The organism is Pseudomonas sp. E1BtOHC1 (assembly GCF_058744285.1).
Genome location: NZ_CP196023.1, coordinates 4362566 through 4373418 on the forward strand (window position 1 = coordinate 4362566; position 10853 = coordinate 4373418).

Here is a 10853-nt window from a genome sequence, read left to right on the forward strand (position 1 = left end):
CCGAGAGCCCATGCATGAAACTCAATCGCTTCAACCTCAACCAGCTCCCGCCCCAGGTGCAGGTGCCTGCCTACAGTGCCGCCGACACCCGCCAGGGCATCGTGCACATCGGCGTCGGCGGTTTTCACCGGGCGCACCAGGCCTACTACACCGACGCCCTGATGAACCAGGGCTGGGGCCTGGACTGGAGCATCTGCGGGGTCGGCCTGCGCCCCGAAGACCGCCGCGCCCGGGACGATCTGGCGGGCCAGGACTGCCTCTACACCCTGTTCGAACTGGGGGACGGTGACGACCATGAAGTGCGGGTGATCGGTTCCATCAGCCAGATGCTGCTGGCCGAAGACGGCCCCCAAGCGCTGATCGACAAGCTGGCCAGCCCACAGATCCGCATCGTCTCCCTGACCATCACCGAGGGTGGTTACTGCATCGATGACAGCAGCGGCGAGTTCATGATCCACCTGCCGCAGATCCAGCACGACCTGGCCTATCCCCAACAGCCACGCACCGTGTTCGGCTTCCTCTGTGCTGCCCTGGCCAAGCGTCGCGCCGCGGGCATTGCGGCCTTCACCCTGATGTCCTGCGATAACCTGCCCCACAACGGCGCCGTGACCCGCAAGGCGCTGCTGGCCTTTGCCGCCCGGCGCGACGCCGACCTGCACGACTGGATCGCCACCCAGGTGAGCTTTCCCAATGCCATGGTCGACCGCATCACCCCCATGACCAGCACCGCCCACCGTCTGCAACTGCACGACCAGCACGGCATCGACGACGCCTGGCCGGTGGTGTGCGAGCCCTTTGTGCAGTGGGTCCTGGAAGACAAGTTCGTCAACGGCCGCCCGGCTTGGGAACAGGTGGGCGTGCAGTTCACCGACGACGTCACGCCCTACGAAGAGATGAAGATCAAGCTGCTCAACGGCAGCCACCTGGCCCTGACCTACCTGGGCTTTCTCAAGGGTTACCGCTTCGTCCACGAAACCATGAACGATCCGCTGTTCGTCGCCTACATGCGCGCCTACATGGACCTGGACGTGACCCCGCAACTGGCGCCGGTGCCGGGCATTGACCTGGCGGCCTACAAGGACACGCTGGTCCAGCGCTTTTCCAATCAGGCCATCGCCGACCAGTTGGAACGGGTGTGCAGCGACGGGTCGTCGAAGTTTCCAAAGTTCACCGTGCCGACCCTCAACCGCCTGATCGCCGATGGCCGCGATACCGAACGCGCGGCCCTGGTGGTCGCCGCCTGGGCCCTGTACCTGCGGGGCGTGGACGAAAACGGCGTGAGCTACAGGATTCCCGATCCACGGGCCGAGTTCTGCCAGGCCCTGGTGGCGGACGATACCCTGCTGACCCAGCGCCTGCTGGGGGTGGAGGAAATCTTCGGCCCAGCAATTCCCAGGTCCGCCGAGTTCGTCGAAGCCTTTGAGCGCTGCTTCAACAGTCTGCGCGAGTACGGCGTCAGCCAGACCCTGGAACGCCTGCTGGCGAAGCCGGCGCGTCCATCACGGAGCGCATGATGAGCACCGCCGCGCTGTACCTGGGTATCGATTGTGGCACCCAAGGCACCAAGGCCCTGATCCTCGACAGCCAGAGCGGCGCCGTCCTGGGCCTGGGCGCCGCGCCCCACAGCCTGATCAGCGGCGCCAACGGCCGTCGCGAGCAGGACACCGGACAATGGCTGCAAGCCTGCATCAGTGCCACCCACCAGGCGTTGCAAGCGGCCGGAGTCGATGGCCGGGACATTCTTGGCCTCGCGGTCTCCGGCCAGCAGCACGGCCTGGTGCTGCTGGATGATCAGGGCCAGGTGCTGCGCCCGGCAAAGCTCTGGTGCGACACCGAAACCGTGGACGAGAACCAGCGCCTGCTGGATCACCTGGGGGGCGAGCAAGGCTCCCTGGAGCGCCTGGGTATCGCCCTGGCGCCGGGTTACACCCTGTCGAAGCTGTTGTGGACCCGGGAGCAGCACCCCGCCGTGTTCCAGCGCATCGCCCATATCCTGCTGCCCCACGATTACCTCAACTTCTGGCTGACCGGGCGCTGCTGCAGCGAATACGGCGACGCCTCCGGCACCGGTTACTTCAATGTCCGCAGCCGTGACTGGGACCGGGCCCTGCTGGCCCATATCGACTCCGACGGACGCCTGGAACGTGCCTTGCCGGAACTGATCCAGGCCCAGCAGCCGGTGGGTCGGATACTGCCGCAGATAGCCGGGCTCCTGGGCATCAACCCCCAGGCCCTGGTGGCCAGCGGCGGTGGCGACAACATGCTCGGGGCCATCGGCACCGGCACTATCGAGCCCGGCATCATCACCATGAGCCTGGGTTCTTCCGGCACCCTGTATGCCTATGCCGAGCAGCCGCTGGTCAGCCATGGGTCGGTGGCGTCCTTCTGCTCTTCCAGCGGTGGCTGGCTGCCGCTGGTCTGCACCATGAACCTGACCAACGCCACCACCCTGGTGCGGCAACTGCTGGACCTGGACCTGGACAGCTTCAACCGCTTGGCGGGCCAGGCGCCGATCGGCGCCGAGGGCTTGTGCCTGCTGCCGTTCTTCAATGGCGAGCGGGTCCCCGCCCTGCCCCACGCCCGTGGCAGCCTGCAGGGCATGACCCTGGACAACCTGACCCAGGCCAACCTGTGCCGCGCGGTGCTGGAGGGCACCACCTTCGGCCTGCGCTACGGCCTCGACCTGCTGCGGGCCAATGGTTTGCAAAGCCAGAGCATCCGCCTGATCGGCGGCGGCTCAAAAAGTCCGCTGTGGCGGCAGATGGTCGCCGATATCATGCACACCCCGGTGATCTGCACCCGCGAAGCCGAAGCCGCCGCCCTGGGTGCGGCGATCCAGGCCGCCTGGTGCCATGGACGGCAAACGGACCCGGCCTTTAGCCTGGCGCAACTCTGTGAACGCTGCGTGAGCCTCGACCTCGACAGCCAGACCTGGCCCCGGGCCGAACAGGTGAAGGCCTACGAGACCGCGTATGAACGCTATCAACAGCATCTGGCAACCCTTTGAAGAGCGAATGACTATGTATCTGGTGTGTGGCGAAGCACTGTTCGATTTTTTCAGCGTCGATGACGCAAGTACCCAAGCCAATAAAGTGCAGTTCCAGGCCATTGCCGGGGGCTCACCCTTCAACGTAGCGCTGGGCCTGCGCCGCCTGGGTATTGACGTGGCGCTGCTGGCCGGGCTGTCCCGGGATTACCTGGGCCAGCGCCTGCGACGGGTGCTGCAGGACGAAGGGGTGAACACCCGATACCTGCACGAGTTCGACGCCCCCACCACCCTGGCCATGGTGGCGGTCGGCGCCGACGGCTCGCCCCACTACAGCTTCCGTGGCGAAGGCTGTGCCGATCGCCAGCTTCTGCAGGAGCACTTGCCGGAGCTGGACCCGAGCGTGCGCGGCTTGCATATCGGCTCGTTTTCCCTGGTGGTGCAACCGATTGCCGACACCCTGCTGACCCTGGTGCGCCGCGAGCGGGGGCGGCGCCTGATCAGTCTCGATCCCAATGTGCGCCTCAACCCGCAGCCGGATATCCAGCTGTGGCGTCAACGTATCGGTGAACTGGTGCAGCATGCCGACCTGATCAAGGTCAGCGACGAAGACCTGGCCCAGTTGTATCCCGGGCAGGCGCCCGAGGAACTGATCCAGGGCTGGCTGCAAGAGCATGCGCAGTTGGTGTTCCTGACCCGTGGCAGCCAGGGCGCCACAGTATTCAGTGCACGGCATGGCAGCTGGTCGGTGGCCTCGCCCCAGGTGCAAGTGGCTGACACCGTGGGCGCCGGTGACACCTTCCAGGCGGCGTTGATCGCCTGGCTCACCGAGCACGGGCTGGATTCACCGCAAGGCCTGGAACGGCTGAGCCGCGAACAGATCGACGCCCAATTGCGCTTTGCCGTGCGCGCCGCGGCCCTCACCTGCAGCAAGACCGGTCCCGACCTGCCCTACCGTCATCAACTCTAGGCGCCGCCTTCGCTGGCAAGCCAGCGCCTGCAACACTCAGTGCCACCGTGGTGCTTTTCCTGGGCCTTGGTCAGAGCAGCGAGAAGTTGTAGCTGACGATCAGGCGGGTCTCGTCCATGTCACGGGCAATCTTCTGGTAGTTGCTGCGGTAAGTGGCGTTGCGCAGGCGCAGGCTCACGTCCTTGAAGGTGCCGCTCTGCACCACGTACTTGAGCTCGCTGTCGCGCTCCCACTCACGACCTTCACGCAGGCTGCCCGGCACCTTGATGTGGTCACCGCTGACGTAACGGGTCAGGAAGCTCAAGCCATTGAGGCCGAGCGCCTTGAAGTCGTAGTCGTAGCGCAGTTGCCAGGAACGTTCCTGGATCGCGGCGAAGTCGTTGACCTGGACGTAGTTCACCAGGTACGGGTTGCTGCCATCGAGGTAAGGCATCGAGTTGTCGCCATACATACGCTGCCAGCCGGCACTGAACACATGGCCGCCCAGGCTGTAGCCAAGCAGGGTGCTCAAGGCACGGTTGTCGATGCTGCCGGCGCGCTCGGCGCCACTGTCGGCACTCTTGAGCAGGCGCAGGTCGCCCTTCAATACGCCGGGGCCCAGCGGCTGGTTGGCCAACAGGCCGACAAAATGCTGGCGGTAGATGTCTTCCAGTTCGGCGTAGTGGTACTGGCCGGTCAGGCGCTCATTGAACTTGTAGTCCACGCCATAGGTGTCGAAGTGGTCCGCCGTGGTGTTGCAGGCATAGCGCTTGTTCTTGCAATGCACGCGAATGTCCTGGGCATCGGTGGAATCCCGGGCGGTGTACTGGTTCAGGCGCGCGGCCGTCAGGGTCAGGCCCTTGACCTCCTTGGAGGTGAGCACGGCACCGTTGAACATCGTCGGCAGCAGGCGCCCGTCGTTGTACTTGAGCAACGGCAGGTCCGGCAGTTGCGCCCCGTATTTGAACACGGTCTGGGACATCCGCACCTTGGCGGTCAAGCCCAACTTGGCGTACTGATCCGCAGAACCCCGTGGGTCATGTCCGCTGGAAGGCAAGAGACCACTGTTGCTGCGGTCCGGGCTGGAATCCAGCTTGATGCCCAGCATGCCCAAGGCATCCAGGCCAAAACCCACGGTGCCTTCGGTGTACCCCGATTGCAGGTTGAGGATGAAACCCTGGGCCGACTCTTCGCGCTTGGAAGCGCCCTGGTCAGTGCTGGTGTGACCGTCGCGAAAATCCCGATTGAAGTAGACCGTACGTGACTCCAGCTTGGCGCTGCTGTCCTCGAAAAAGCCGTCGGCCTGGGCCAGCGGGGCAAATCCTGCGCACAGGACGACCGCTCCGAGGCCCAGGAGTGGGCACGGATTGAGTAAAGGAAAAGGGGGACGCATGAACGGGCTCCAGCAGAAAATCAGTGACGCGAGGTAAAGAAAGACCCAGGTGAAATCCATCCTGCGAATCAGCGATCACAAGTTGAATTGATTGAATCAATGAAGACCGCCAATGATGGCAGATGGCCCCACCCACCCCAACTCGACTTTAGTCTGACTCCTCGGTCGCAGCGCCGGCAGCCATTCCTCTACGCCACAAAGCAGGCATAATCAGGAAAAAACCTATCAATTTCGCTAATTTTTGCCACGAAAAAACCTGTCAAAAAACCTGACGCCATGATCAGAAAGCCACCTGACGAGGACAGTGCCGTAGTCGATAGTGGCGAAAAAGCATCATCTTTTTGTGATTTTTATCTACCGTTCGTCGGTTTTATTATTTTTTCTGAACACCTGATCAAGTATTTGACGCTTTCCATGATGACCATCATGAGCAATCCTAAGATATTGTTTTTATTGATGTTTTTACCAATATAAAAATCAATGAAAGCACCTGTGTCATTTATGTAACACCGCAAAACGTCAATTAAACGTCTCGCACCTATGGTAGTGTCAAAAAAAGAGCGCGATAGCGGCCATGTGCCATACGCCTTTTAAAGAAGGTGAGTAACTCTCTCACCCAACACTCATCATGGACGAGGTCGTTCCCTTGGAAGTCAGCGTTTTTGGTACTGGCTATGTCGGTCTGGTGCAAGCAGTTGCCCTCGCCGATGTCGGGCACAACGTGGTCTGTGTCGATATCGACAGCCATAAGATTGCCCAGCTGCAACGTTCCATTCCTCCGATTCACGAGCCGGGTCTGGCGACCCTGATCGAAGAGAATCAAAAGGCCGGCCGACTGCATTTCACCACCCAGGCCAGCGATGCAGTGGGCCACGGCCAGGTGATTTTCATCGCGGTCGGCACTCCCTCCAACGAAGACGGCTCGGCGGACCTGGACCATGTCCTGGCGGTGGCCCGCAACATTGCCTGTCTGATGCACAGCGACAAGACCCTGGTGATCAAGTCCACCGTGCCGGTGGGTACGGCCGACCTGGTGATCGAGACTGTCGCCGAACAACTGGCGGACCTGGGCAAATCCCAGCTGCGAGTGCACGTGGCCTCCAACCCGGAGTTCCTCAAGGAGGGCTCGGCGGTGGCCGACTGCATGCGTCCGGACCGGATCGTCGTCGGCTGTTCCCACGAGCGGCCGCGCCAGCAGTTGAGCGAGCTGTATGCACCGTTCAACCACAACCATGACCGCCTGATGTTCATGGATAACCGCAGCGCCGAGCTGGTCAAGTACGCCGCCAACGCGATGCTCGCCACCCGTATCAGCTTCATGAACGAGATGGCCAACCTGGCGGAACGCCTGGGGGTGGACATCAACGCGGTGCGCAAGGGCATCGGCGCCGATCCGCGCATCGGCTACCACTTCATCTACCCCGGGGCCGGTTTCGGCGGCTCGTGCTTCCCCAAGGACCTGCGGGCGCTGATCCACACCGCAGAAAGCCACGGGCTGGAGCCGCATATGCTCAAGACCGTGCGCGACGTCAACGAACAGCAGCGCCATGTGCTGTTTCGCAAGCTCAAGGCGCACTTGGGGGACAACCTCAAGGGCAAGGTCATTGCGTTGTGGGGGCTGGCCTTCAAACCCAACACCGATGACATGCGCGAAGCCACCAGCCGCTACCTGATGGAAGCGCTGTGGCAGGCCGGAGCCAAGGTCCATGCCTACGACCCGGAAGCCATGACCGAATGCCGACGGCTGTACGGCTACCGCGACGACCTGCAGCTGTGCGCGACCCGCGACGACACCCTGCAAGGCGCTGACGCCCTGGTGATCTGCACCGAGTGGAAAGCCTTTCGCGTGGTGGACTTCAAGCTGCTGCACGACACCCTCAGCGATCGCCTGATCGTCGACGGCCGCAACCTGTACAACCCGCAACAGGCAGCGGACGCCGGCCTGCATTACCTGAGCATCGGCCTGCCCTACCGCGTCCCGGAGGCGTTGCGCGCATGAATATCCTGATCACCGGGGCCGCCGGCTTCATCGGCGCCCATACCGCACTGCGTTTGCTCAAGGATGGGCATCAGGTCACCGGACTGGATAATTTCAACGACTACTACGACCCCCAGCTCAAACGCGACCGGGTGCGCTGGGTCGAACAGCAAGCGGGGCACTTCCCCCTGCAACGCCTGGACCTGGCGGACAGCGAGGGCCTGGAGCGGCTGTTCGCCGAGATCCGGCCCCAGGTGGTGATCAACCTCGCCGCCCAGGCCGGGGTGCGCTACTCCCTGGAAAATCCCAAGGCCTACCTGGACAGCAACCTCTCAGGCTTCCTCAACCTGCTGGAAATGTGCCGACGCTACCCGGTGGAGCACCTGATCTACGCCTCTTCCAGCTCGGTGTACGGGGCCAACCAGCAAACGCCGTACAAGGTCAGCGACAACGTCGACCACCCGCTGTCGCTGTATGCGGCGAGCAAGAAAGCCAACGAACTGATGGCCCACAGTTACAGCCACCTGTTCGGGGTGCCGGCCACCGGCCTGCGCTTCTTCACCGTCTACGGTCCCTGGGGCCGGCCGGACATGTCGCCGATCCTGTTCGCCGATGCCATCAGCCAGGGCCGGCCGTTGAAGCTGTTCAACTACGGCCTGCACCAGCGCGACTTCACCTATGTCGACGACATCGTCGAGTCACTGGTGCGCCTGCTGGGCAAGCCGCCGGTACGCGACCCGCTGTGGGACCGCGAGCAACCGGACCCGTCCACCAGCATGGCGCCCTGGCGCCTGTTCAATATCGGCGGCCAGCGCCCGGTGGAACTCAAGGAGTACGTGGCGACCCTGGAAAAACTCCTCGGGCGCCAGGCCCAGGTGGAGTACCTGCCTCTGCAGCCCGGTGACGTGCTCAACACCTGCGCCGACGTCAGCGCCCTGGAAAACCTCACCGGTTTCGGCCCCCAGGTGACCCTGGAGGAAGGCCTGAAGCATTTCGTCCAGTGGTACCTGAGCTACTACCCGGGCGGCGCGTCCTGAGCCCACGCCCCTGGGCGTTTTTACCCAACCATTTGCAATGGAAGTATTCCCGGTGGATATGGAAAGACCCTTCTCATCGCCTGCAATCGAGGTGCCGGCGCCTGCTCGCATCGACCGGCGCAACGATCCGTTCCGGCGCAAGGTCCAGGCCGCCATCGAGCTGCAACAGCACGGCTGGATCAGTGGCCGCGACGGCGGGCGGCCCTGGACCCTGTCGCGCAGCAAGCGCCTGACCTCGGCGCTGCTGGCGGCCACGCTGCTGGTGCTGCTGTCGCCGGTGCTGTTGACGATCGCATTGTTGATCAAGCTCACCAGCCCCGGGCCGGTGTTCTTCGTGCAGCTGCGCACCGGTTTTCGTGGTCGGCGCTTCGGCATATACAAGTTCCGCACCATGGTGGTCAACGCCGAAGCCTTGAAGGACTCGGTGCGCCACCTGAACAAGCACGGCCCGGATTCGGTGGATTTCAAGATCGATCGCGACCCGCGGATCACCGGCATTGGTGGCTTCCTGCGGCGCACCAGCCTCGACGAGTTGCCGAACCTGATCAACGTGGTGCTCGGCCAGATGCGCATCGTCGGCCCGCGCCCCACCTCGTTCCACGCCCAGACCTACAAGGAACACCACCTCGGCCGCCTGAGCATCTACCCCGGGATCACCGGCCTGTGGCAAGTGTCCGGACGCAGCGACGTGGACTTCGACGGTCGGGTCACCCTCGACATGACCTACATCTTCCAGCAGAGCCCCTGGCTCGACCTGAAGATCCTGATCAAAACCCCTTTCAAGGTCCTCAATGGCCATGGAGCAAGTTGAAATGGCGGCAGCAACCTTTGCCAGTCTGAAGATCCAGCGTCCCAGCGAAAGCAACCTGGCGGTGACCGTGCTCGACAAAGAACTGCGGGTGATCCTGCTGACGGCGGCCAACCGCAACAGCGGCATCACCAGCAGCAGCTTGAGCATGGCCAGTGAACTGGCCCGCACCAGCCGCGGCCGGGTACTGCTGGTGGACACCAGCCTTTCGGACAACAGCCTGACCCGGCGCCTGAACCTTGGCGAGCGTCCGGGCTTTCTCGATCTGGCCCTGGCCGAAACCCCGCCGCTCCTGGCGGCGTGCATCGAAAGTAGCGATGAACTGGGCTTCGATTTGCTGCCCCTGGGCCGTCGCCAGCAATACGCCGAGCGCCTGACCCCGGAACTGCTGCAGGAACTGTTGCAGGAGCTGGCCTCGGACTATCGCTTCGTGATCATCGACGGCGACCCGGTGTACAGCAGCGGCGACATCCTCACCCTGAGCACCCAGGTGGACGGTGTGGTGCTGGTGGTGCGCAGCGAGGAAACCCGCTGGGAAGTGGCCCAGGCTGCGGCGCAGCGCTTGATCCAGGCCGAGGCGAAGCTGATCGGCAGCGTGTTCAACGCCCGCAAGTACTACATGCCCAAGTGGGTTTATGACCGTCTCTGACCGGCACAAGGACCGTGTAACCATGAACAAGCCAAGACTTTCCCTGCTGGGCCTGTCGTTGCTGGCCGCCCTCGGCGGCTGCGTCAACCGCGAGCCGCAGCAGATGCCGGTGCAGATCCTCAGCGCCCCGGCCGATCAGGCCCAGCTCACCGAAGTCATGCCCATCGAACAGGTGCTGCGCCCGCAGGACGTGCTGGACGTGATCTTCCATATCGGCACCACCAGCCAGCAACGCTACCTCGTACAGCCCGGCGATCAGGTGGACGTGAGCTTCCTCACCGCCCCGGAACTGGGGGGCAGCAAGCTGGTCCTGCCCGACGGCAGCATCGACATGCCCTACGTGGGCAACATCCAGGTCGCCGGGCTGTCCGCCGAACAGGCGCGACAGGCCCTGGAAACCCAGTACGCCAAGGTCCTGAAGAAGCCGCAGATCACCTTCTCGATCTCCCATGCCATGGCCCAGCTGGACAACCTGCGCACCAGCCTGACCAACCCGGCCACCGGCCTGAGCCGGGAGATCGTGGTGGGTTCCGATGGCCGCGCCAGCTTCCCGCTGTTGGGCAGCCTGTCCTTGCAGGGCAAGAGCCTGAGCGAGCTGCAGACCCTGATCAACCAGCGCTATGCCAAGGAAGTGGGACAGGTGAGCGTCGATGTGCTGCTCAAGACCACCGCCGCCAACGAAGTGTTCGTCATGGGCGAAGTGGGCCAGCCCGGGGCCTACCCGATCCGCCGGCCGATCTCGGTGCTCGAAGCCCTGACCCTGGCCAAGGGCGCCGGCCCCACCGCGCGCCTGGACTCGGTGGTGATCATGCGGCGCAAGGGCAATCAGGTCGAAGCCCGGGTCTATGACGCCGATGCAGCGCTGGATGGCAAGGCCCTGCAGTTCGCCTACCTGCAACCGGACGACATGCTCTACGTGCCCAAGACCCGCCTGGCCAAGGCCGGCGCCCTGAGCAAGCAGCTGGCGGACGTGATCATGTTCCAGGGTGTCGGGTTCAGCTTCGGCTACCGCGTCGACAACAAAGAAACGAACAACAACTGAGTTCCCTCTTG

9 protein-coding genes are annotated in these 10853 nt (G+C 63.4%); 8 read left to right on the forward strand and 1 reads right to left on the reverse strand.

What is annotated here, in order from left to right; all coding sequences use genetic code 11:
• Positions 1-14 precede the first annotated feature (14 nt).
• Genes ACSSVC_RS19635 through ACSSVC_RS19645 form a run of 3 tightly spaced genes read left to right on the forward strand, consistent with a single transcriptional unit; the run spans position 15 to position 3956 of the window.
• Positions 15-1514: a mannitol dehydrogenase family protein gene (locus ACSSVC_RS19635; RefSeq protein WP_446440523.1), complete on the forward strand. Its 1500-nt coding sequence runs from the start codon at positions 15-17 to the stop codon at positions 1512-1514.
• Positions 1514-3007 carry a xylulokinase gene (xylB, locus tag ACSSVC_RS19640; protein WP_492611223.1) on the forward strand — a complete coding sequence of 498 codons (1494 nt, stop codon included), beginning with the start codon at positions 1514-1516 and terminating at the stop codon, positions 3005-3007. Before ACSSVC_RS19635 ends, xylB begins: the two co-directional genes overlap by 1 nt.
• A 13-nt stretch (positions 3008-3020) precedes the next feature.
• Positions 3021-3956 (forward strand): carbohydrate kinase family protein, encoded by a 936-nt coding sequence (locus ACSSVC_RS19645; protein ID WP_404940020.1) that lies wholly within the window; start codon positions 3021-3023, stop codon positions 3954-3956.
• A 70-nt stretch (positions 3957-4026) separates the two neighbouring features.
• Here ACSSVC_RS19645 and ACSSVC_RS19650 read toward each other — a convergent pair whose 3' ends face one another.
• The gene (locus ACSSVC_RS19650; RefSeq protein ID WP_346634413.1) at positions 4027-5328 is read right to left on the reverse strand and encodes an OprD family porin; all 1302 of its coding nucleotides are present in this window, start codon (positions 5326-5328) and stop codon (positions 4027-4029) included.
• Between the two features lie 646 nt (positions 5329-5974).
• Here ACSSVC_RS19650 and ACSSVC_RS19655 point away from each other — a divergent pair.
• Genes ACSSVC_RS19655 through ACSSVC_RS19675 form a run of 5 tightly spaced genes read left to right on the forward strand, consistent with a single transcriptional unit; the run spans position 5975 to position 10842 of the window.
• A complete protein-coding gene (locus tag ACSSVC_RS19655; protein ID WP_346634412.1) occupies positions 5975-7327 on the forward strand; it encodes a UDP-glucose dehydrogenase family protein in 1353 nt (450 codons plus the stop codon).
• A complete protein-coding gene (locus ACSSVC_RS19660) occupies positions 7324-8343 on the forward strand; it encodes an NAD-dependent epimerase (RefSeq protein ID WP_346634411.1) in 1020 nt (339 codons plus the stop codon). The genes ACSSVC_RS19655 and ACSSVC_RS19660 overlap by 4 nt, the downstream gene beginning before the upstream one ends.
• Before the next feature lie 58 nt (positions 8344-8401).
• The gene (locus ACSSVC_RS19665; RefSeq protein ID WP_492611224.1) at positions 8402-9154 is read left to right on the forward strand and encodes a sugar transferase; all 753 of its coding nucleotides are present in this window, start codon (positions 8402-8404) and stop codon (positions 9152-9154) included.
• Between the two features lies 1 nt (position 9155).
• A complete protein-coding gene (locus ACSSVC_RS19670) occupies positions 9156-9800 on the forward strand; it encodes a CpsD/CapB family tyrosine-protein kinase (RefSeq protein ID WP_346634429.1) in 645 nt (214 codons plus the stop codon).
• A 22-nt stretch (positions 9801-9822) separates the two neighbouring features.
• Positions 9823-10842: a polysaccharide biosynthesis/export family protein gene (locus ACSSVC_RS19675; protein ID WP_346634409.1), complete on the forward strand. Its 1020-nt coding sequence runs from the start codon at positions 9823-9825 to the stop codon at positions 10840-10842.
• The last annotated feature ends 11 nt before the right edge of the window (positions 10843-10853 follow it).

Bases quoted from the DNA above. Each gene is read 5' to 3' on its own strand.
- ACSSVC_RS19635 (WP_446440523.1), top strand. From the start codon at position 15: ATGAAACTCAATCGCTTCAACCTCAACCAGCTCCCGCCCCAGGTGCAG.
- xylB (WP_492611223.1), top strand. From the start codon at position 1,514: ATGAGCACCGCCGCGCTGTACCTGGGTATCGATTGTGGCACCCAAGGC.
- ACSSVC_RS19645 (WP_404940020.1), top strand. From the start codon at position 3,021: ATGTATCTGGTGTGTGGCGAAGCACTGTTCGATTTTTTCAGCGTCGAT.
- ACSSVC_RS19650 (WP_346634413.1), bottom strand. From the start codon at position 5,328: ATGCGTCCCCCTTTTCCTTTACTCAATCCGTGCCCACTCCTGGGCCTC.
- ACSSVC_RS19660 (WP_346634411.1), top strand. From the start codon at position 7,324: ATGAATATCCTGATCACCGGGGCCGCCGGCTTCATCGGCGCCCATACC.
- ACSSVC_RS19665 (WP_492611224.1), top strand. From the start codon at position 8,402: ATGGAAAGACCCTTCTCATCGCCTGCAATCGAGGTGCCGGCGCCTGCT.
- ACSSVC_RS19670 (WP_346634429.1), top strand. From the start codon at position 9,156: ATGGCGGCAGCAACCTTTGCCAGTCTGAAGATCCAGCGTCCCAGCGAA.
- ACSSVC_RS19675 (WP_346634409.1), top strand. From the start codon at position 9,823: ATGAACAAGCCAAGACTTTCCCTGCTGGGCCTGTCGTTGCTGGCCGCC.